The sequence below is a fragment of the Pseudomonas sp. genome (genome assembly GCF_026224925.1).
GTDB lineage: Bacteria > Pseudomonadota > Gammaproteobacteria > Pseudomonadales > Pseudomonadaceae > Aquipseudomonas.
The window spans coordinates 1-20,639 of record NZ_JAMFRV010000765.1; the positions used below are offsets into that span (position 1 = coordinate 1).

Sequence of the window (20,639 nt, forward strand, 5' to 3'; positions counted from 1 at the left end):
GAGGTTGATGCAAGCGCAAGAGAGCACTTGCTGCTACCCATCGCTGCGCAGGCTTGGCGACAGTTGAAAACTTCCGCCAGCAGGCAAGGGGTGGACATTTACATTGTTTCGGCCTTCAGAAGTGTTGAACGGCAGGCGGCAATAATCAAAAGAAAACTCGACTCGGGTTTGAGTATTGAACAAATTCTCACCGTCTCGGCTCCTCCGTTCTTCAGCGAACACCACACCGGGTGTGCAGTCGATATAGGTACACCCGGGAGCGCTGCCTTAGAGCGCGAATTTGAAGATACGTTGGCTTTTGAGTGGCTGGCAGAAAACGCGGAATCATTCGGCTTCCAGATGTCTTATCCGATCAACAATGCCACCGGCTACGCGTATGAGCCTTGGCATTGGAGATTTAGATCTGGCTAAAGTCAGCTTAATGTAGGCGGCGGCCCAACAAACCTTGTTCGGTTAAACGGGCGTCCATTTATGCGACAGTGGTTCAGCAATTCCACTCGCATAGATAGTCCGTCATGAGTCGAAATGGCCCTGCATGCTCCGCGAAACAGAATGTCCTGACGTGCTGCCACGGAGTGCCGTTTCTGCCGTGCAGGAGGTAGCTAGGTCGATGACTTAGCCGCTCGTAATAGGCACTCACGGCAGGCAAGTCCGGATGATCGAGCGGTGTTTCAAACCACCGATTTACCGAAAGGCCAATGGGTATGTCAGCCAAAGAAAACTGGTCGCCGCTGACGTAAGCCCCTGTTGACTCGAACTGTCGATTGAGGATCTCCATATGCCCCGACCATTGACCGCAAGCGGCGGCCAATGATTGGCCGTCTTGATGCTCAGGTGACTGCCTGACCAACGACATGAAGGCATAGGTCCACGATTTGTTGAGGTCAGACGCTTGCCAATCTGTCCATTGGTCCACCCGTGCCCTTGCTCTCGGTTGAACAGGATAGAGGTGAACTCCGTTGTAACGGGACGCGAGGTACCGAATGATCGAATTTGACTCCCACAGCACGAAGTCGTCGTCCTGAATCACCGGTACCATTGCGTTGGGATTCAGCGAAATGAATTCAGGTGTGTGCGTCGACTTAAAGCCAGAACCCCAATCTTCCCGCTCGAAGGGTATTTCGATCTCGGCGCATGCCCATAGTACCTTCCGTACATTGATCGACGATGCTCTACCTAATATGCGCAGCATTCCATGTCCTTATAGGTCGGGGTTATTTATCTGAATGAGTCTTGCGTTTTTTGCCATTCCAGCGGGGAAGTAAAAAACAGTCGTCTTGACAGTAGTCCATGAAAGTAAAAAGAACAGCGTTACACCCTATAGCTACTGTCGAAGAGTTATGCGCCTGCAAGCATCAAATCCAGATTCTGTACTGCCGCGCCAGCCGCTCCCTTGCCTAGATTGTCAAACACCGCAGCCAACAAAACCTGACCATCATTCTCAAACACCATCAACCGCATATCATCAGTCCCGTTAAGCATCTGCGGATCAAGGTAAGCCAACGCTTGCGCCTTCTGCATCGACATGACCTGTACATGATCGGTATCGGCGTAGTGCTGCTCCAGGCAAGTATGCAACTGCCTCGCATCAATGCCCGGGGCCAATAAGCGAAGTTGCACAGGTATGGTCAATACGATCCCCTGCCGAAAAGCCCCATAGGCCGGCACAAATACAGGCCGCTCCGCCAGGCCACTCTGCTGTTGGATTTCCGGAACATGTTTGTGCGTCAGTCCCAGCCCATAAATCTGAAATGCAGGCGCCCTTGATGCGTTTTCCCCCTCGTGCTCTTCGACTGCGATGCGTCCTCTTCCGGAGTAGCCTGACACGGCATGAATGCTGGTCGGATAATCCCTGGGCAGCAATCCTGACTCCAGCAATGGGCGCAGCAGGCCTACCGCACCCGTGGGATAACAACCGGGGTTGCTGACTCGCCGCGCTGTAGCGATGCGTTGTGCCTGCTGCGGACTCATTTGCGCGAAACCGTAGGTCCAGTCTTTATGGGTACGATGGGCTGAACTTGCATCGATCACCCGAACAGCAGGATTTTCGATGCTCGCCACCGCATCGCGTGCGGCGTCGTCAGGCAAACAGAGGAGCGCGATGTCGCAGGCATTGATAGCGTCGGCGCGACGTTGAGGGTCCTTACGGTGTTCAGGTGCGAGCGTGATAAGCCGTAGATCAGGCCGGTCGCGCAGGCGCTGGTGGATTTGCAACCCCGTGGTGCCTTGGTCGCCGTCGATAAATATGAGGGGAGTCGTCATGGGAAAGCTCTCGTAAGCAAGAATCAACAGCTCCAATTTTCAGCACGGTAGTAGAATAATGAAAGTTGAATTTAAGAACGATTTAATTCAGTTTTTCTGAATCAGGAGCAGTTAATGCGCGAAATCAGCCTGGATCGCCTGCGCACGTTGGTAGCCATTGCCGACTTGGGTTCGTTTGCCGAGGCGGCCCGTTTGCTGAACTTGGCGCCGCCCACGGTCAGCTTGCATATCGCCGATCTGGAGTCGCGCGTTGGGGGTTTGCTGTTGTCGCGCACGCGCGGGCGAGTTCAGCCTTCGGCGATTGGCGAAACGCTGGTGACGCGTGCGCGACGCCTATTGGCAGATGCGGAGCAGGCGCTGGAGGAAGTGCAGCGTCAAGTTCAGGGCCTGGCAGGGCGCGTGCGATTGGGAGCCTCCACGGGGGCCATTGCGCAGTTGATGCCACAGGCCTTGGAGACGTTGGGCCAGCACCATCCCACTATCGACGTGCAGGTCGTGGTGCTCACGTCACAGGAGACGTTGAAGAAGCTTGCCGACGGCGCGTTGGACATCGGTCTGGTCGCGCTGCCGCAGATCGCTGTAAAGGGGTTGCGGATTGAACCGTGGCGTCGGGACCCTGTCATGGCTTTCTTGCCGGCCCGCTGGGATTGCCCAGACCTCGTTACCCCCGGCTGGCTGGCGGCTCAGCCATTGATTCTGAATGACGGCACTACTCGACTTTCTCGCTTGACGTCAGAGTGGTTCGCCAGCGACGGACAGCATCCCACTCCGCGTATTCAGCTCAATTTCAACGACGCGATCAAAAGCCTGGTGGCGGCCGGTTACGGTGCGACGCTGTTGCCGCATGAAGCCTCCACACCTTTGCCCGATTCCAGGATCGTCATGCGGCCGTTGCAGCCTTTATTGTGGCGTCAGCTGGGTATTGCCCATCGTGGTGGGGACGTCGAGCGGCCGACACAGCATGTGCTGGATGTATTGTGGGGGTTGAGCGCGGACTAAGTGCATCTTGTCGGGGTCAAAGGCGCCCGATAGCTGCCTATCGCCGACGCTCTCTTCACGTCGAGACGTATATGCTCTAACGACCACGCGGATCGAGGTGCTCAAGATGGATTGTCAGGTTCGGCTTGCAACAACCGAGGATGCAGACGCAATAAGCTGCATCGTCATTGCCGCCTTGCGCGGGTCCAATGCGCAGGACTACTCGCCTGATGTGATCGCGCAAGTCGAGCAGAGCTTTTCCCCGATGAAGGTCCAGTTGCTGCTGACGCAGCGCGCAGTTTATGTGGCATTGGTCGCTCAATGTATCGTCGCCACAGCAAGCCTTGATGGGGACGTTGTAAGGAGCGTGTTCGTGCTACCAAAGCATCAAGGGACCGGAGTTGGCAGGCAACTCATGGCTGTCATCCAATCAATCGCGGTCGACGCGGGACTTGATGTCCTACACGTGCCTTCATCCATAACTGCAGAGGGCTTCTACGCAGCGTTGGGCTTTCGGGCGATACGGGATCAATTCCACGGTGCGGAACGCACGATCATCATGCAAAAGCGGTTGTAATGCATGTTGACCGGAATGGAAGAGGGTCGCTATGTACTCGTAGAGGACATTCTATTCGCCGCAATCGACCGGGAGTATGGCGGGATCGATGTACTGGTTAACAATGCAGCGGCACTTGCGCCGCAGCCTCGACTACCTGACTGTTGCGGCCGAATCCATTCCCACTGTATCTGCTTTTGCCTAATTACTATGGGTTAGCATTACCTTCCCTCAAGGAAGTATTACTCTATGCCGGACGCTACTAACCTCTACCTATTCATTGTTGCCGCGTTGCTGTTGCTTATTGTGCCGGGCCCTAACATGGCTTTCGTCACCAGCCATGCACTTGCCCACGGCTGGCGCGCCAGCCTCGCCGCAGCACTAGGAATAACCATGGCCGATATGCTGATGACCGTCATGGTTAGCGCGGGTCTCGGTGCGCTGGTGATGAGTTGGGCGCCAGCGTTTGACTTGCTGAGGTGGGCCGGGGCTTGTTATCTGATGTGGCTGGCCTGGCAGGCATTGAAGACACCTCCTGGGGATACTGATACTCAACCTACACAGGCTTCGTTGCGGAAGATATTTGTCCGAGCCACGCTCAACAGCCTGCTAAACCCCAAAGCACTTTTGTTCTTCATGGTATTCCTGCCGCAGTTCGTCACCATAGGTGCCGGCAGCGTCACCTTGCAATTGATGTTCCTGGGTTTGTTGCTTTCGCTGATTGCATTGGCCTTCCATTCCTTGCTCGGGCTTTGCGCCGGACGGCTGCATGGGCGCCTCCGCACAGGCATGATCTCTAAACGCCTTGGTGCTTATGGCTTCGCTGCGGTGATGACAGTTCTGGCGGCACGTTTGCTGATGATCAACCGACCGGTTTAAAGGGGCGTATGCCAGAGCACAAAGCGAGGTCTGACGCCTGGAGTCATTTGGCTCAGAGCCCGCTTCTCGCTGTGTAACGTACAGATGCGTTTACCTGGGCAGAGACTCAATGGGTTGTCAGTAATGGCGTCACGAGTTTATCCAGTAAAGGCAGATCGATTTTCGGGTCTCCGACGCTGCCATCCTTGCGCACCACACCTTGCCTGTCGATGACGTAGGTCATCGGCATACGCCAGACTCGGCCAAAGCTCTGGAAATCTGCATCGCGCTGGAACGCTGCGGGATAGCTGTAATGGGCCATGACCTTATGCACCATCTGATCATCCTCTGGCTCATCCATGCTGATCGCAATAATCTTTAGCCCTTCGCCCTTGTGCTGCTGATAGTAGGTTTCCATGGCCGGCATTTCCTCACGACACGGCTCACACCACGACGCCCAGAAATTCACGATCACCACCTGACCAGCCTGTGTCTGCAAATCAAACGTTTCTCCATTTAGCGTTTTTGCTGTCAGGTTCGGGGCGTGCTCGCCCACATCAATCGCCCATGTGGGCAGACAAACAAGGCTGCAACAGAGCGCGAGCAGTGGCAGTAGTTTTTTTGAGGACATCAGGTTACCCCTCGGTTTCATTGGCTCAGCACAGCAGGCTCAGCCGGTTTCCGATACTCAAAATATGATGTTGGGCGTCGGTGACGTGTCACCGACGCCCAACATCATTAGTCCGCTATTACCTGCGAACTAGAACGAGTAGCGAGCCCCCATGGTTGCGGTATAGCGCGGAGCAAGCTGCACGCCGTTGACGTTTTGATATACGGGCACCTGCACGAAACTGTACAGCGAGACCTTTTTACCAAGCGGTACCGTCACGCCAGGGCTGAGGTAGGCCAGCGTTCCGCCGGTACTGATGGTGTCGGCCTCGGCGCCTTCATCGCGCTCAACGTGTCGCACGTTCAACTGGATTTGCGGCATGAAGTAGGCGTTGCTCATGTAACGCAGGCCCACATTCAGATTGATGCCGTCGCCGGGGCGATAGTGATCGCTTGAGTCCAGCGCCCTCTGCACCATTGCCTGGCTGAAGTAATCCCAGTTCTTGTTGAGCGTATCCATGTAGTAGACACCCAAGATGCCATCGGTGGTGCCGGAGCCGGGTTGCAGACCGCGATCGATAGCCACAGGGCCTGGGGCGGTGGGATCGGTCGACGCAGCGGTGTCGTCATGAGCACCCGTCGGCAGCTTCACGCCGAACAGAACGCCAAAATTATGTTGCGGTGTGAACCCCTGGTAACGGCCAATGATCTTGACGTCCCCTACGCTAGAGGTCTTGGAGCCATACTGGCCGCCCCCATCACCCGGGGTGACGCCGTCCGATGCGGTTCCCAGCGTGCTGTGGCTGCGAAAGATATAAGGCACTTGCAGATCCACGCCCCAGCTCGGATTGAAGCTGTAATCCAGACCCAGTGTCAGATAATCATTGCGCGTGTATTTTTCCACTTCCTGCGCATTGCCGTTGTTGGAGACTTGGCTCGCGGCGCTTGGGGAAATGCTACTGGTACCGCTACGTAACTGGTTTTGATTCAGGTAGTCGTAACGCAGATCCAGCTTCAGCCCTGACGAGTTGCTGATGCCTAGGTTGTCCCAGTCGGAGCTGAGCGTGCAGCCGCAACTGGCGCAAGCCTGTGCGAGGTGCGGGAATAAAGCGGTGACGGACAATACAGCGAACGGCAATACGGTACGCCGGGTATGGCGGACTAATGGCATGACCATGGAGGTGGCATTCCTTGATTAAGTTGCAACGCATAAAGGCAAACACCCCGCAACGGTTGGGGATGTTTGTCATCGCAAAAGAAATCAAGAAAAAGCAGGTGGGCCGCGCGGCTCTGAGATCAGCCAGACTGCACTGACGTACGGTTTATAGGCCGTTTGCGCAAGGACTACGTCTGTGTGGCCGGATAGCTGCCATTGAACGATGCTGGGCGGTAAACCGATGTCTACCGCATGCACGACGCACAACAGGCAATGGCATTCGTGATCTTGATCCGGCGCGGGCTTGCGGCTGTCTGGGGCCTGGGCGTGTCCCATCATGCCGGCCATGTCGCAGTGTTCGCCCATCTCCATCGGCTGCCCATGTGCGGCCGGCAGCAACAGCATCATGCTCGGCAGCAACGCTGCAAGCATGGCCAGGCAAATGGCAAGCTGACGCAATGAGTGGGAAACCCTGGACATGGATACGAAGGTTACGTCGTTAATTGTTATTAGGCCAAAATGGCAAAATCGAAATACGGGTATTGCCTTGGGAATGCTTCAATCCAGGTGCCGGTCGGGGCCAAGGGTGACAAACAATGGCAACAAGCACAACGCATCAACAAGGCATGCGACGTTCCGCCGCAATCTGCGATACAAGCACTGATGTTCTTGCTTCACCAAGACCATCGGTACGGGCAGGCAGAGTCTGTATCTAAAGATGATGACGATAACTTAAATCGCCGAGACACGCCGTTGCCAGCAGCTTGAATATTCAGAGTTTCCCTTGAGTACACTTGCCAAACGAGCACTTGAGATTTACGCAGAGGCAGTATGGTGGCTCCAACCAGGCGTGGACAATTCGAGCGTATTGGCGAGTCGAGAGATGACTCAGAGTCAGGTACACGGCTCCGGAACAGAAAGTCTTCAATACGAAGCACTGCTTGATGGACTCACTTCTCGGTTGAGGTTAGTTGTGCTCGAGTTGCTGCAGATAGGCCTTGGGTGAACACCCGGTTTTTTGTTTGAAGCAGCGGTAAAAAGTGGACAGCGAGTTGAAGCCTGAGGCGCTGGCAATCTCATCAATTCGCGATGCATGGCCTTGCGCATTCAAACGTTCAAGGGCTTCATCCAGGCGCAACTGATTGAGGAAGGTGTAAAAGGTTTGCCCGCGGACCTGGTTGAGAAAGAACGAGATCTGGTTACGTGTGTAACCGGTCGATGCTGCGACATGAGACAGATCCAGCCGTGGATCGAGATAAGGCTTTGACTGCTCGAAGTACTGCTGCAAATCATTGGAAAGCGCGCCTACCTGACGGGCCGACAATCCCAAACGGCTGACGGCATCGGCTTTGTAGGCCGCGCGCGTTACCCTTGGTGCATGGCTGACCAGCACCGCGTGTTCGTTGACTTTAACAATCAGACCGTCCTTAACCGACAGAGCTTCAACAGTACGGAATGAAACCAGGCCGTCGCTGCCATTGAGCGTCACCCGGTACTGCAAAAACGCGGTGTCGCCATCGATGCGCAGGCGGTCAGTGTAAGTCTGAAGCTCTTCTGACCCCACCGGCATGCTTGCCCGGAGATAGTCGCGCAATTGCGAGTATTCGATGGTCCGGTTCTGGAAAAAATCGTTGTACTCGATAGCCGGGTGATAGAGCGCCATCACGCCGTCCAGGTCGTGCCGCTTCCATGCCTCGTGATAGCGCACGGCAATTTCATGGGTCTGTGTGCTCGACGGCTCCGCCTGGAAGACGGGGGTGGTGTGTAGATCAGGTACTTCCACGACGGGCTCCATGGTGCAGATCAGGGCAAAGCCCAGAGTATTCCAGAAGCCGTGCTTTTCCGCCCGTGTCCGCTGCGATGTTTGCCAGCCCGTTGTGCCTGTGAAAGCGCCCGTTATTGCTTTAGCGTCGGCGCATGAACTTTTACGGAGCATGAGTGCATGAAACTTTACATCGCGAGCCAGTCCCTGGCTGACGCTCGGCCTTATCCTGTCTGGCAGGAAACGCGAGCGGATGCGACCGCCGCACCGAGGCTCACGGGTGAAGTAACCTGTGATATCGCGATTGTGGGTGGCGGATTTGTTGGGTTATGGACGGCGCTGATGGCACGCCAGCGCTGGCCTGACGCAACCATTGTTGTGCTTGAAGCCGGGCGATGCGGGGGCGAGGCCAGCGGTCGTAATGGCGGATTCTGCGCGCCAAGTATTTCCCACGGTGTCTCCAATGCGCTGAAACGTTGGCCCAAGGAAGCAGAGCGACTGGTGCGACTGGGCAGGGAAAACCTGTTGGCATTCAAGGAGGATCTTCAGCGCTACGGTATGGACGTGGCGTTTGAACTCTCCGGTAAGTTGAACGTGGCGAGCAAACCCTGGCAGGTGGAAGGGCTAAGGTCGATGCAGCGTAACTACGAGCGCTTTGGTATCGCCTGCGAATATCTGGAGGGTGAGGCGCTTAAGTCACACCTCGATTCACCGGCCTATATCGCCGGATTATTCGAGCCCAATTATGCGTTGTTGAACCCGGTCAAGATGGTCTCGGAACTGCGACGTGTATGCCTTGCGCAAGGTGTGCAGCTGTTCGAACATTCGCCGGTAGCCGCCCTGCATCAAGACGGCAGTCATCAGGTACTGGACGCCGGACTGGGCACTGTCAAAGCCGCGAAAGTCGCACTTGGCACTAACATCGCGCCGCCGTTGCTGGGGGAGCTGAAGTCCAAGGTCATTCCCATTTATGACTACGCATTGGCGACTCAGCCGCTCGACGATGCTCAACTGCGTGCCATCGGCTGGGTCGGGCGTTACGGGATAGCCGACAGCGGCAATCAGTTTCATTACCTGCGTAAAACCGAGGATAACCGCATCCTCTGGGGCGGTTACGACGCCATCTATCACTTCGGCGGCCGGCGCGATGAGGCGTTGACGCAACGCCCGGAAAGCTTCGCAACACTGGCCCGGCAATTTCAATCGACATTCCCGGCATTGGCAGACATCACGTTCAGCCATGCTTGGGGTGGCATCATCGATACCTCCGCGCGCACCACAATGTTCTGCGGAACATCATCCGACGGTCGCATTGCCTACGCCCAGGGCTTTACGGGGCAGGGCGTGTCCGCCAGCCGTTTCGCGGCACTCACTATGCTTGATTTGCTCGAGGGCAAATCGACCGAACGCACGAAACTGGCAATGACCTCGACGGCGCCTTTTCCGTTTCCACCAGAACCCTTGCGTTATGTGGGCGTGTCGCTGGCGCAGCGTTCATTGGCCCGCGAAGACCTTACCGGGCACCGCGACTGGTTGCTCAAAGGATTTGATGTGCTGGGTATCGGCTTTGATTCTTGAACTGGAGTGAGCGTGACCATGAGTAAGCCTGAGCACATTATCGATTTTGCCAACCCTGATTTGCCCGTTGTTGAGCTGGAAACCAGCGATCCATTGTTGGTCGATATCCCTTATCGCAGCCGCAGTTGGCGGCATTTTGTGGACCCCGGGAAAAAAGCCACTGGGGGAATATGGGAGGCGCCGGAGCATCTTGAGCGATGTGAGTGTGGCTACGACGAGCTCTGTCATCTGCTCGAAGGTCACGTTCGGTTGACCGACAGCAATGGCGTCAGCCAGGAGTTCAGGGCAGGCGCAACGTTTGTAGTTGCCGCTGGCTTCAAAGGCACCTGGGAAAACCTCACGCCCGTGCGCAAGGTGTTCATGATCCTCAGGGGCTGAGGTCTTAGCCCACGCGCGCAATCATTTCCAGCTCACGCATCAGCCAGTCTGAAAATGCTTTTGCCAGGTCATTCGCGCCGCGCGGCGGCATGATGATGAAGTACGGATGCGGAGCTGGAAACTCGATATCGAAAAGACGAATCAACGTCCCCTGTGCCAACTGTTCGCCCGCAAGAATGTGATCGCTGATGGTAATCCCAGTACCGGCAATGGCCGCATCGATGGTCAGTGCGGCGTTCGGCAAGTAGATGTTTTGTCTGCCCTGAAGGCTGGGAATTCCCGCCGCCAGGAAGTAGCGACTCCAGTCGTAACCTTCATCCTCATGCAATAACACCTGTCGTTCCAGATCACGCGGTTTGCGCAGTGGCTCGCTGCCGTTCAGAAGGCGTGGGCTGCAAACCGGAAAGTACATGATGTCGCCCAAGGCAGCGATACGCTGGCCTTCGACTTCGCTGTCGCCGAACGAGATCACCATGTCGGTGCTCTGGTTGGCTTTATCGATGGGCAATAGGTACAGCGAGACGTCCGGGTAGTCCTTGAGGAAACGATCGACGATCTTTGATATGCGCGCCAGCAGTGCCGCGGCGCAGGCGATTCGCAGGCTGCCTGAGGGGGTTGAGGTGGGCAGCGCGGTTTGAATATCACGCAGTTGCTCGAAGGCGCCGTTGACCAGCTGACTGAGTTTTCTTCCCGCCGACGTCAGGTGCACGCCCTTGCTGTGGCGCTCTACCAGTGCCACTTCCAGCTCTTCTTCAAGCTTCTTGATCTGATGGCTGATTGCGCTGTGGGTGACGTGTAATTCCAGCGCCGCGCCGCCCGTGCTGCCTTGTCTCACCAGTGCATCAAACGCACGTAAAGCGATCAGGGAGGGGAGTCGGCGAGTCGCTTTAAGGGCCATTTTCAAGGTCTTTTTGGTTAGTTAAATTCACATTAAAGCTAGAAAACAAATCATTTGATGTCAATCTGATTTGTCCTGAATATGGCGGCACGCGGTAACAACTTATCCGGTTCTGAGCGAGGGATTTTGAATGTCGGTTCAGCATGAGCACTTTGTTGATCTGCTACGACTGGGTAAGTCATACGGAGAAATCCGTGCTCTAAGCGACCTGACCCTGCACATAAAACGCGGTGAATTTCTGACCTTGCTCGGACCGTCCGGCTCAGGCAAAAGTACGACTTTGATGATGCTGGCAGGCTTTGAACAGCCGACCGAAGGCCGCATTGAGCGCAACGGCCAGGACATCACGCATTTGCCGGCTGATCAGCGTGACTTCGGTGTGGTGTTTCAGGGGTATGCATTATTCCCGCATATGACCGTGGAGCAGAACATTGCGTACCCACTGAAAGTTCGCAAAGTGCCTGCCGCGCAGATCACCGAAAAAGTAGGGCAGATGCTGGAGCGGGTCGGCCTGGAGGGTAAAGGTAACCGCGGTATCAAGCAGCTTTCCGGCGGACAGCAGCAGCGGGTAGCACTCGCCAGAGCGCTGGTGTTCGAGCCGTCATTGCTGCTTCTGGATGAGCCACTTTCTGCGCTTGATCGCCGTTTGCGCCAAGAGATGCAGGTCGAGTTGGCGCGCATGCACAAAGAGTTCGGCACGACCTTCGTGTTTGTCACCCACGACCAGGAAGAAGCATTGGCGCTCTCTGATCGGGTCGCGGTTTTCAATCATGGGCGCCTGGAGCAACTGGGCACGCCCCAAGAAGTCTACGAACGTCCCGCGAGCCGCTTCGTTGCCAATTTTCTCGGTGATATGAACCTGCTCGGCGTACAAGGCATCCGTCTCCAAGAGGGCGCGCTGATGTGCGATTACCAGGGCCATCCACTGGCGATTAATCAGAGCGTCGATCAGGCCGCAGTGGGCAACAGGGGCCAAAGCTGGCTGGCGATTCGTCCCGAACATGTCGATCTGCAGCCTTTCGCGCAGGCCGGTGGCGGTAACGGCGTCGTTGCCCGAATGGAAAAGCTGACCTATCTGGGTACACACGTCAGTCTCGATATGCGCCTGGATGATGCACAACCCATGGCGCTGCGTATTCCCGTCAGCCACCCGATGTTGAACAACCTGGAGCGTGGACAACCCTATTGGTGCACGTGGTCACGGCAGCATGGCCACCTGATTTCCAACTAAGAAAATACCTAATAAAAAATACCTAATAAAAACTGGTTCGATCACCTGCCCACAACCTTTTACATGGGATACCTAGGATGAAAGACAAACAGCGCTTTATCGACGACGCAGTGGAAATAGCCCAGGAACGACTCGAGGCTGGCACGCTCAGTCGTCGCAGTTTCAACCAGGTTCTTATGGTCGCGGCAGCGATGGCGGGACTGGGCCCGCTGCGAAGCGCATTCGCCGAGGGCGGATCGTTGGTGGTGGCAAACTGGGGCGGCGATGCGGTTCCGGCGTTTGAAAAGAGTTACCTGGATTTCACCGCAGCCAGCGGCCTCAAATTGAAGATCGATGGCAGTGGTCCCACCGAAGGTGCGGTCAAGACCCAAGTCAACAGCGGCGCCGTTCGCTGGGACGTGTGCGATGGTGAAATGTATTCCTCCTACCGGTTGGGTAAAGAGGGCGTGTTGGCGCCGATTGATTATTCGATTGTCGATAAGTCCCTGATTGGCTACGGCGACATTCATGAGTTTGGCCTGGCAAATTACACCTACAGCTATGTGATTGGTTACGACGCGAAGCGCTTCGGCAAGAACCCGCCGAAAAGCTGGGCGGATTTCTGGGACGTGAAAAAGTATCCGGGCAAACGCACGCTCTACAAATGGATGAGCGCCAACCTGGAGTGTGCATTGCTGGCTGACGGCGTCGCACCCGACAAGCTGTATCCATTGGACGTGGATCGCGCGCTGCGCAAAATCAAAGAGCTGATGCCGCATGTGGTCACTCACTGGTCAACGGGTGCCGAGTCGCAACAACTGATGCGTGACGGCGAAGCCACGATGGGCCAGATGTGGCACACGCGTGCAGAGCTGGTGAAACACGACACCGGTGGTGCGATTGACTGGACATTCGATAACGCAATCGTCGCGCCTTCGGTATGGATGGTGCCCAAGAACAACCCGGCCGGCAGTGCGAACGCCATGAAATTCATCGCCTATGCATTGCGCCCCGAAGTCCAGGCGAAGCTGATGGAGGTCTACAACATGGGGCCGGTGGACTCCAAGGTGAACGCGCTGTTGTCACCTGAGCTTCAGCGGATCAACCCCACTGCACCCGATAACTTGAGCAAGCAAGTCTCCATGAACAACCTTTGGTACGCCGATCACTACGGTGAAACTCTCGAACGTTACCTGGCGTTGATTGGTGGCTGATATGCGAATGGGTTCCCAAGGCACGTTGCGGATTTATGCGCTGTTGATCCTGCCGCTACCGGTGATCATCCTCGTCGGTTACTTGCTGCCGACGCTGGGTGTATTGGGCTGGAGCCTCACTCTGCCGCAACTCGGGGTCCAGCATTACGCGACCATCATCGACAGCGCGACGATTCATGCGGTCATCTGGCGGACGCTGCGAATCTGTCTGCTGACGACGCTGATCAGTGTCGCCATCGCTTATCTGATCGCCTATCGCTGGCGATTCGCTTCGGGGCGCGGGCGGCAGTTCATTGAGCTGTTCGTGCTGTTGCCATTCTGGCTGTCGATGTTGATTCGGGCGTTCGCCTGGCTGGTGTTGCTGCGCAACGATGGACTGATCAACCAGAGCCTGTTGACGCTGGGGATCGTCGATGAACCACTGGCGCTGGTGCGTAATGAAGTCGGCGCGCTGATCGGCATGGTTCATTTTATGGTGCCTTACGCCGTGCTGCCTTTGCTGTCATCCATGCGCCAGATCGATGACGGCTTGCTCAGGGCAGCGAGCAGTCTGGGGGCGGGCCGTTGGGCCACGCTTAAAGATGTGTTTTTACCATTGACCTTGCCGGGTGTCGCGGCGGCATCGGCCACGGTGTTTGTGTTCAGCCTGGGCTGTTTTGTGACGCCGGCACTGTTGGGTGGCGGTAAGGCGGCGATGTTGGCGGAGAGTATCTATATCCAGATGTTCCAGTTGTCCAACTGGGGGCTGGGTGCAGCGCTGAGCATTGTCCTGATGTTGATGGTCGCGGTTTGCGCGGTGGTGTTCGGCAAACTGGTTGGCTTTGGCCGTTTTACCGGGAGAGCCGCATGAGTACGGTGCCTACAATGCGTCAGCTGGCTGCACAAACGCCAGTCACGGCGCGATTCAAGCCGCGTATCGATATCGCGAAGGTGCTGTCGTTTACCGGGCTGCTGCTGGCGGCAGTGTTTTTACTGCTGCCGATCCTGGTGATCGTGCCTCTGTCTTTCGGTGACCAGCGCTACCTGGCATTTCCCGAGGGAGCGTGGTCATTTCGGCACTATCTGGAACTGCTCAACGGCGCATGGCTGAGTTCGATCCTGCAAAGCCTTGGGCTGGCCGTTTCGGTCGGGGTGGTCAGTACCGGGCTCTCGTTCATGTTCGCCACCGGTATCTGGCTGGAACCGCGCCATCGCATCGTGCTGACAGCAGTGGTGTTGCTGCCGATGATCGTGCCGCAGGTGGTTTCCGCCATGTCTATCTACTACTTGGGGGCCAAGGTTCAGCAACTCGACACACTTGTGGGGGTGGGCTTTGGTCATTTAATGATGGCGCTGCCGTATTCGTTGATCGCAATGCTGGTGGCTTACAGTCGACTCGATACCAGCCTGTACAAAGCCTCCCGCTCACTGGGTGCCGGGCTGTGGATGACCATCCGCCAAGTGCTGATGCCGAACGTGCGTGTCGGTATCGCGGGCAGCTTCTTCATGGCCTTCATCATGTCCTGGGAAGAGGTTGTGGTCACGCTGTTCACCAGTGGCCTCAACGTCATCACGTTACCCAAGCGGATATGGGATGGCCTGCGCTACAACCTTGATCCGGCCATCGCTGCCGTATCCACACTGATGATCTTCATCACCCTAATCGTTTTGTTGGTGCGCCTTTACCGGCACGACAAAAATGCTGACTCACCGGGTCGCTAGCCGGCCCGCAATTTTCCTGCATTTTACGTGTTACCCGTTCACCTTTTCCCTAAGGAGGGATACCTCATGATGACTGCATTTCCCCTGCGCACTTATCGTCAACGAATCGAAGCTGTAAAACGCCGGATGAGTGAGCGCGGCCTGGACGCTCTGGTGGTTAATTATCCGGATAACATCAACTACCTGACGGGTTTCGATAGCCTGGGATTCCTTTGGTATCAGGCGCTGATTATTTCGCCGAAGCTGGCCAATCCGATCTTCCTGACCCGCACCAGCGAAGAGCCTTGCACCTATGAATTGTCTTGCCTGGAAGAGGGGATTTTCTACGACATCGCCAAGCAGGACCCGCTGCGTATCGTTGCCGATTCGCTCGAAGGTCTGGGGCTGAGCCAGGGCCGTATCGGCCTGGAGATGCAGGCCTCGACCTTCAGCGCCTTGCAATACACCACACTGCTGCGGCACATGCCAAACGCGCACTTCGAGGACGCCTCGGTGGTGGTTGCCGAAGAACGTCTGATCAAAACGGCGGAAGAAATCGAATTCCAGCGCAGTGCCGCACGCATGGCGGATTACGGTATGCGCGCTGCGTTCGAAGCGCTGCGTCCCGGCATGTCCGAAGTTCAGATTTCCGGCGTAGTTTCCAAAGCCTTGGGCGAGGCCGGTAGCGAGTACTCGGCGATCAGCCCGATGTGCGCGACTGGGCGCCGGAGCACCATGACCCACGCAATGCCGCATCGCATCACCATCAGCCCCGGCGACGTGGTGATTCTCGAACATGCGGGTGTGTGTAACCGCTACCACGCGATCCTGATGCGCACGGCAGTCATCGGTAAACCGACTGCACGTGTGCGTGAGGTCTCGACGCTGCTGACGGAAGCGTTCAACGCCGCCATCGAAGTCGCGAAGCCGGGTACTCCGGTCGGTGAGGCGAACCGTGTGTGCAACAAAATCCTCGACCGCATCGATCTGTCTCGTACCCGTGTGCACCGAATCGGCTACAGCCTTGGGCTGGCATATCCACCGACCTGGCTCGAAGCAATGATGGTCGATGAAGCCGACGATCACGTGTTCCAGCCGAACATGTCGTTTTCGATCGAGCCGAATCTTTCCCTTTATTCCGAAGGCTTCGGCATCAAACTGGGCGACACCGTGCTGTGCGAAGCGGACGGCTCGCGCAGCCTGTCGGAGATTCCACCCGAGCTGATGATCATCGACTGAGGAACGCCTTATGTCTGCATTGATGGACGTTTTCTGGCATGACGATGTGCTGCGCCACGACACCGGTTACGGGGTGTTCGAGGCGCCGCCCAGTGACCTTCTGGAGACGCAAACCCAACACCCGGAAAGCAGCCCGCGGCTGATCAACATGCGGGCGATTTTGCGCAACGGCCCGGTGGCCGGGCATTTGAACTGGCACACTGGCCGACACGCAACACGCGATGAATTGTTGCGCTTCCACACCGATGATTACCTGTCGACGATCCAGGCGGCAGACCATCAAGGGCGGCGGTTCAGCAGTACAACCCTGATCAATGCCGGCGGGATGTCCGGGCTTCTTGCCGCCGCCGGCACCAGTATCGCCGCGCTGGAGCAAACGCTTCGCGAACGGCGTCCCGCCATGGCCCTGGTCCGGCCACCGGGGCATCATGCGGCGCCCGATATGACCGACGGTTACTGCTTTTTCAATAACGTCGCTGTGGCGGCGCGGGCAGCTCAGGCCGCTGGAATCGAACGTGTGGCCATCGTCGATTGGGATGTGCATCACGGCAACGGCACGCAGGAGGGTTTTTACCAAGACCCGACGGTGCTCACCGTGTCGCTGCACATGGATCATGGCGCCTGGGGCCCCAGCCATCTTCAGAGCGGTGGTGTTGATGAGCGGGGTGCAGGCGCAGGTGTTGGCAGCAACCTGAATATTCCATTGCCAATGGGTTCTGGAGACCTGACTTATGAACTGGCATTTGAGCGGTTTGTAGAGCCCGCACTGGCAGCGTTTGCGCCACAGCTACTGATTATCGCCAACGGTCTTGATGCTTCGCAGTTCGATCCGAATGGCCGGCAACTGTTGACCATGAACGGTTTCAATCGTCTCGCACAACGCGCGCGACGGTTCGCCGATGAACAGTGTGAAGGGCGATTGCTGATCGTTCAGGAGGGCGGTTACAACCCGGCCTACAGCGCATTTTGTTTGCATGCGGCGGCGCAAGGTTTTTTGGGGCAGGCATCGACATTGGCGGACCCATTGGCGTACATGCCATCGTTCGAAGCGCGAAGTCATGACGATATTTCGGCACTGGGCAGAGCGCTGCAAGAGGCTGGCTGGGAGCTTTCCTATGCGTGACTATCAACGGCTTTACATCGGCGGCGAATGGATCGCGCCGGTACAGCGTGGGGTTTTCGAGACCTTTGATCCGAGCGACGAATCGGTTCTGGCACAGGTCGCGGCCGCCACTGCGCAAGACATCGACCTGGCCGTCGCCGCCGCACGCAAGGCGTTCGACGACGGTGATTGGCCGCGCTGGACCGGGGTGCAACGGGCGCAAGTGCTACGGCGAATCGCTGACGGCATTCGTGCGCGTCAGGACCATCTGGCGGCCATCGAGGTGCGCGACAACGGCAAGCCGCTGCCGGAAGCGCTGTGGGACATCGCTGATACCGCCGGTTGTTTCGACTTCTATGCCGGGCTCGCCGAAGGCTCGGACCAACATAGCGAGCAATCTATCAGCGTGCCGGATGAGCGCTTCAGCTCTTCGGTCATCAAGGAGCCGGTCGGCGTCGTCGCCGCGATCATCCCGTGGAATTTTCCGATGTTGATGGCGTCCTGGAAAGTCGCTCCGGCGCTGGCAGCTGGCTGCACCGTAGTGCTCAAACCTTCGGAACTGACGCCGCTGACAGCTCTTGAACTGGCGGACATTGCTGATCAGGCAGGCTTGCCGGCAGGCGTGCTAAACGTCGTTAGCGGTTTGGGGCGCGAGGCTGGTGCGCCGCTGGCGGAACACCCGGACGTGGACAAGATCGCCTTCACCGGCAGCGTGCCGACCGGGCGCAAGATCATGCAAGCGGCAGCGGCCGGGATCAAAAACATCAGCTTGGAGCTGGGCGGTAAATCGTCCTTCGTCATCTTCGCCGACAGTGACCTCGACGCTGCGGTGGAATGGATTCTGTTCGGGATATTCTGGAATCAGGGCCAGGTCTGTTCGGCCACTTCGCGAGTATTGGTGGAGCGCGCATTATACCCGGCGTTGCTGGACCGTTTGATCGAAGCCACTGAGCAGATTCAGATCGGGCAGGGTTTCGAGGATGGCGTGAAACTTGGGCCATTGGTCAGCCAGGGGCAACTGGACAAAGTCCTCGCGACCATTGCGTCCGGTCAGCAAGAGGGCGCGCGACTGGTCTCGGGCGGCACTCGTCCGGCTCATCTGCTGAAGGGCTATTACCTGAGTCCGGCGATTTTCGCGGATGTGCCGGAACAGAGTTCGGTGTGGCGCGAGGAGATCTTCGGCCCAGTGGTGTGCCTGCGCGCATTCGACACCGAAGCCGAGGCGATCCGCCAGGCCAATGACTCGCCGTTCGGTTTGGCAGCGGCGGTCATGTCCCGAGATATCCCACGCTGCGAACGGGTCGCTCGACGTTTCCGCGCCGGGATCGTCTGGATCAACTGCTCGCAACCGACTTTCGTTGAAGCACCTTGGGGCGGTTACAAGCAGAGTGGCATCGGGCGCGAACTGGGGGAGTGGGGCTACAACAACTACCTGGAGACCAAACAGATCACCCAATACAACGGCGAACCTTGGGGGTGGTATTTGAACTAAGGCTCATTTTTTCGTAGCCCGGAGCAACAGCACGGCGATAAAAGCTTTACGGTTGATCAGTTGCCAGCGATGCGTTTCAACTTTGGCGGCGCTTACATAACGGCGGGACTTGGCATCATTTCAGTGCCTCTGGCGGTAGAAAATCTGCACCTTCAGTCTGGAAAGCTGGTGGAGGTGCTATCTAACCGGACTCTAGGCAGCATGCCGGTCAGTCCTGTTTTCACACAGCCTGGACCCATTGCAGCCATTCGCGACAGTCTGTAATCGACCAGATCGTTCGCACTGCCGCTAGCCCTGAAAACTGCCGTTCGTCCCGCATCCGATAGTGTGGCCATTTCGAACGGGCTGGATGGTCTATGCTGACCAAATTATCCATCTCCGCATGGGGTGTTCCGATATGTTACTTCCTCATCTTGAAATATGGCGTAGCCAACTAGAGGGTAGTAACTCTCCACTTGGCGAGGCGGAAACCAGAGGGACTTTTGATAAGCAGCTTCTTCTGGAACTCAACGATCTATCGAATTTCCTTGAAAATATTCGATTTGCTACAGACTTGTCGGATGTTCAACACGATCTCCAAGTTCTGATTAAAGGGAAGCCGGTCGGCATGGGCCCACTAATAAAAAATGTCAAAGCTGCGGTCGGAATATACCCTAGGGATAAATCATGGTCGCACGAAGAAAGGCCAGTGGCGATGGCGGAGCGATGGTTGCACAAACTGCTTCGCCAGAGAACGGGTTCTACTATATAGAAGATCAAATGGAGGACGATGACAGTGATTTCGATTGGTTCCCAAAAGATCAGGCTGCGGACCCGCCCACAGGGCAGTACCTATTTTCTGAAGACGCGCGCGTAACCTATTCTTGGTGCGTTGATTACATCAATGATGAGGAAACGTATCGCGCCAGCATTGGTCGACTTCGAAATATCGTTTTTGGCGGGCTTGTTTGCGAGCCTATCGCGAGGGACGCTCGAAAGCGTTTAGAGCAACTTAATAGCGACTTGGTAGGGTGGGCAAACGATCAGCTTCGCCCTCATCTTATTAAATCGATCAAGCTACGCCTGATAGTAATGTTATTGTTTTTTGTGATCGGTCTGCTCTGCTTAATGATGGCAACAGCTTCGTTGTTTGTGCTGGGCAACTGGCTGCTCTTTATCGCAACTGCCTCAGGAGCAACCGCGGCATTATTGTGGCATCGAATGCACATAAATGAGCTTGCCGCGTATCCGACGGCAATGATCAAAGCCACGCATCATGAAATTGATTTTATGATAGCCATAGTCTTGGTGCTGGGTGCTGCTTTCATCATTCAGAACAAATGGATCACTCTGCAATTAGGAGGTACTTCGCTGGAAGTAACGGCGAGCACGCCTGGAGCGCTGACTATTGGTTTTGTTCTCGGATTGCTGAGTGACAGAATGATGCAGCTTATCTCTCCCATGCTGGACCGCGTAAGCAGGGCTTTCACGGGAACTTCGACAGCAGTGATAGCGCGGTCAAAAAAGACCAGATCAAAGAACCCGTGATGTCGTCGGCTACTGTTGCCCTTGTTGACTAAATTGGCTGCCACAAAACCTGTGGCCCTGTCGCTTATTGTCGGATGTGTGTCCCACTCCTCGCACACCTCCATCCTTACATTGCCCTCATCAATCAAACACCGAGCACC

The 20,639-nt window shown here is 56.4% G+C and carries 20 protein-coding genes and 1 pseudogene; 14 read left to right on the forward strand and 7 right to left on the reverse strand.

Annotated elements, in window-relative coordinates:
• The coding region (locus tag M0974_RS31860) for a D-alanyl-D-alanine carboxypeptidase family protein (protein WP_297846134.1) at positions 1-411 on the forward strand (411 nt) is incomplete at its 5' end.
• A gap of 160 nt (positions 412-571) precedes the next feature.
• On the opposite strand, the pseudogene M0974_RS31865 reads toward M0974_RS31860, so the two are convergent.
• Together M0974_RS31865 and argC are read right to left on the reverse strand one after the other, a co-directional pair.
• Positions 572-1,192 (reverse strand): annotated as a pseudogene (locus M0974_RS31865) (glutathione S-transferase family protein); the annotation flags it as partial.
• A gap of 146 nt (positions 1,193-1,338) precedes the next feature.
• A complete protein-coding gene (gene argC, locus M0974_RS31870; protein WP_297846136.1) occupies positions 1,339-2,262 on the reverse strand; it encodes an N-acetyl-gamma-glutamyl-phosphate reductase in 924 nt (307 codons plus the stop codon).
• A gap of 114 nt (positions 2,263-2,376) precedes the next feature.
• Here argC and M0974_RS31875 point away from each other — a divergent pair, with 114 nt between their 5' ends.
• The 3 genes from M0974_RS31875 to M0974_RS31885 all read left to right on the forward strand — a co-directional run bounded on the left by M0974_RS31875 (position 2,377) and on the right by M0974_RS31885 (position 4,675).
• A complete protein-coding gene (locus M0974_RS31875; RefSeq protein ID WP_297846137.1) occupies positions 2,377-3,261 on the forward strand; it encodes a LysR family transcriptional regulator in 885 nt (294 codons plus the stop codon).
• 106 nt (positions 3,262-3,367) lie between these two features.
• Positions 3,368-3,817: a GNAT family N-acetyltransferase gene (locus M0974_RS31880; protein WP_297846138.1), complete on the forward strand. Its 450-nt coding sequence runs from the start codon at positions 3,368-3,370 to the stop codon at positions 3,815-3,817.
• 228 nt (positions 3,818-4,045) lie between these two features.
• Complete coding sequence (locus tag M0974_RS31885) at positions 4,046-4,675, forward strand: LysE family translocator (RefSeq protein WP_297846139.1); 630 nt, start codon at positions 4,046-4,048, stop codon at positions 4,673-4,675.
• Positions 4,676-4,781: 106 nt separating this feature from the next.
• Here the strand turns inward: M0974_RS31885 and M0974_RS31890 are convergent, their stop codons facing one another.
• The 4 genes from M0974_RS31890 to M0974_RS31905 form a co-directional block, all read right to left on the reverse strand.
• Positions 4,782-5,210: a TlpA disulfide reductase family protein gene (locus tag M0974_RS31890; RefSeq protein WP_297846141.1), complete on the reverse strand. Its 429-nt coding sequence runs from the start codon at positions 5,208-5,210 to the stop codon at positions 4,782-4,784.
• A 204-nt stretch (positions 5,211-5,414) separates the two neighbouring features.
• On the reverse strand, positions 5,415-6,440 hold the full coding sequence (locus tag M0974_RS31895; RefSeq protein WP_297846143.1) for a TonB-dependent receptor: 1,026 nt from the start codon (positions 6,438-6,440) through the stop codon (positions 5,415-5,417).
• Between the two features lie 84 nt (positions 6,441-6,524).
• Positions 6,525-6,878, reverse strand: coding sequence for a DUF2946 domain-containing protein (locus tag M0974_RS31900; protein WP_297846145.1), 354 nt, complete (start codon positions 6,876-6,878; stop codon positions 6,525-6,527).
• Between the two features lie 508 nt (positions 6,879-7,386).
• Positions 7,387-8,202 carry a nuclear transport factor 2 family protein gene (locus M0974_RS31905; RefSeq protein WP_297846146.1) on the reverse strand — a complete coding sequence of 272 codons (816 nt, stop codon included), beginning with the start codon at positions 8,200-8,202 and terminating at the stop codon, positions 7,387-7,389.
• 159 nt (positions 8,203-8,361) lie between these two features.
• On the opposite strand from M0974_RS31905, the gene M0974_RS31910 reads away from it, so the two are divergent.
• Positions 8,362-9,759, forward strand: a complete 1,398-nt coding sequence (locus tag M0974_RS31910; protein ID WP_297846148.1) for an FAD-binding oxidoreductase — start codon at positions 8,362-8,364, stop codon at positions 9,757-9,759.
• Between the two features lie 18 nt (positions 9,760-9,777).
• Entirely contained in the window at positions 9,778-10,137 is a 360-nt protein-coding gene (locus M0974_RS31915) for a cupin domain-containing protein (RefSeq protein ID WP_297846149.1), read from the forward strand.
• A gap of 4 nt (positions 10,138-10,141) precedes the next feature.
• Here the strand turns inward: M0974_RS31915 and M0974_RS31920 are convergent, their stop codons facing one another.
• On the reverse strand, positions 10,142-11,035 hold the full coding sequence (locus M0974_RS31920; protein ID WP_297846151.1) for a LysR family transcriptional regulator: 894 nt from the start codon (positions 11,033-11,035) through the stop codon (positions 10,142-10,144).
• 130 nt (positions 11,036-11,165) lie between these two features.
• Here M0974_RS31920 and M0974_RS31925 point away from each other — a divergent pair, with 130 nt between their 5' ends.
• From M0974_RS31925 to M0974_RS31960, 8 genes are all read left to right on the forward strand, one after another.
• The gene (locus M0974_RS31925) at positions 11,166-12,266 is read left to right on the forward strand and encodes an ABC transporter ATP-binding protein (protein WP_297846153.1); all 1,101 of its coding nucleotides are present in this window, start codon (positions 11,166-11,168) and stop codon (positions 12,264-12,266) included.
• 77 nt (positions 12,267-12,343) lie between these two features.
• Complete coding sequence (locus M0974_RS31930) at positions 12,344-13,459, forward strand: ABC transporter substrate-binding protein (protein WP_297846155.1); 1,116 nt, start codon at positions 12,344-12,346, stop codon at positions 13,457-13,459.
• A 1-nt stretch (position 13,460) separates the two neighbouring features.
• Entirely contained in the window at positions 13,461-14,309 is an 849-nt protein-coding gene (locus M0974_RS31935; RefSeq protein WP_297846163.1) for an ABC transporter permease, read from the forward strand.
• Positions 14,306-15,160: an ABC transporter permease gene (locus M0974_RS31940; RefSeq protein ID WP_297846157.1), complete on the forward strand. Its 855-nt coding sequence runs from the start codon at positions 14,306-14,308 to the stop codon at positions 15,158-15,160. Before M0974_RS31935 ends, M0974_RS31940 begins: the two co-directional genes overlap by 4 nt.
• Positions 15,161-15,226: 66 nt before the next feature.
• A complete protein-coding gene (locus M0974_RS31945) occupies positions 15,227-16,378 on the forward strand; it encodes a Xaa-Pro peptidase family protein (RefSeq protein ID WP_297846158.1) in 1,152 nt (383 codons plus the stop codon).
• A gap of 10 nt (positions 16,379-16,388) precedes the next feature.
• Positions 16,389-17,501, forward strand: coding sequence for a hypothetical protein (locus M0974_RS31950; protein WP_297846159.1), 1,113 nt, complete (start codon positions 16,389-16,391; stop codon positions 17,499-17,501).
• Positions 17,494-18,972, forward strand: coding sequence for an aldehyde dehydrogenase family protein (locus tag M0974_RS31955; RefSeq protein WP_297846160.1), 1,479 nt, complete (start codon positions 17,494-17,496; stop codon positions 18,970-18,972). Before M0974_RS31950 ends, M0974_RS31955 begins: the two co-directional genes overlap by 8 nt.
• 666 nt (positions 18,973-19,638) lie before the next feature.
• Complete coding sequence (locus M0974_RS31960; RefSeq protein WP_297846161.1) at positions 19,639-20,499, forward strand: hypothetical protein; 861 nt, start codon at positions 19,639-19,641, stop codon at positions 20,497-20,499.
• Positions 20,500-20,639: the final 140 nt, after the last annotated feature.

Coding starts and splice junctions, on each gene's coding strand:
- M0974_RS31880 (WP_297846138.1), top strand. CDS start 3,368: ATGGATTGTCAGGTTCGGCTTGCAACAACCGAGGATGCAGACGCAATA.
- M0974_RS31950 (WP_297846159.1), top strand. CDS start 16,389: ATGTCTGCATTGATGGACGTTTTCTGGCATGACGATGTGCTGCGCCAC.
- M0974_RS31960 (WP_297846161.1), top strand. CDS start 19,639: ATGGTCGCACGAAGAAAGGCCAGTGGCGATGGCGGAGCGATGGTTGCA.
- M0974_RS31885 (WP_297846139.1), top strand. CDS start 4,046: ATGCCGGACGCTACTAACCTCTACCTATTCATTGTTGCCGCGTTGCTG.
- M0974_RS31945 (WP_297846158.1), top strand. CDS start 15,227: ATGATGACTGCATTTCCCCTGCGCACTTATCGTCAACGAATCGAAGCT.
- M0974_RS31910 (WP_297846148.1), top strand. CDS start 8,362: ATGAAACTTTACATCGCGAGCCAGTCCCTGGCTGACGCTCGGCCTTAT.
- M0974_RS31875 (WP_297846137.1), top strand. CDS start 2,377: ATGCGCGAAATCAGCCTGGATCGCCTGCGCACGTTGGTAGCCATTGCC.
- M0974_RS31915 (WP_297846149.1), top strand. CDS start 9,778: ATGAGTAAGCCTGAGCACATTATCGATTTTGCCAACCCTGATTTGCCC.
- M0974_RS31925 (WP_297846153.1), top strand. CDS start 11,166: ATGTCGGTTCAGCATGAGCACTTTGTTGATCTGCTACGACTGGGTAAG.
- M0974_RS31935 (WP_297846163.1), top strand. CDS start 13,461: ATGCGAATGGGTTCCCAAGGCACGTTGCGGATTTATGCGCTGTTGATC.
- argC (WP_297846136.1), bottom strand. CDS start 2,262: ATGACGACTCCCCTCATATTTATCGACGGCGACCAAGGCACCACGGGG.
- M0974_RS31920 (WP_297846151.1), bottom strand. CDS start 11,035: ATGGCCCTTAAAGCGACTCGCCGACTCCCCTCCCTGATCGCTTTACGT.
- M0974_RS31895 (WP_297846143.1), bottom strand. CDS start 6,440: ATGGTCATGCCATTAGTCCGCCATACCCGGCGTACCGTATTGCCGTTC.
- M0974_RS31930 (WP_297846155.1), top strand. CDS start 12,344: ATGAAAGACAAACAGCGCTTTATCGACGACGCAGTGGAAATAGCCCAG.
- M0974_RS31955 (WP_297846160.1), top strand. CDS start 17,494: ATGCGTGACTATCAACGGCTTTACATCGGCGGCGAATGGATCGCGCCG.
- M0974_RS31940 (WP_297846157.1), top strand. CDS start 14,306: ATGAGTACGGTGCCTACAATGCGTCAGCTGGCTGCACAAACGCCAGTC.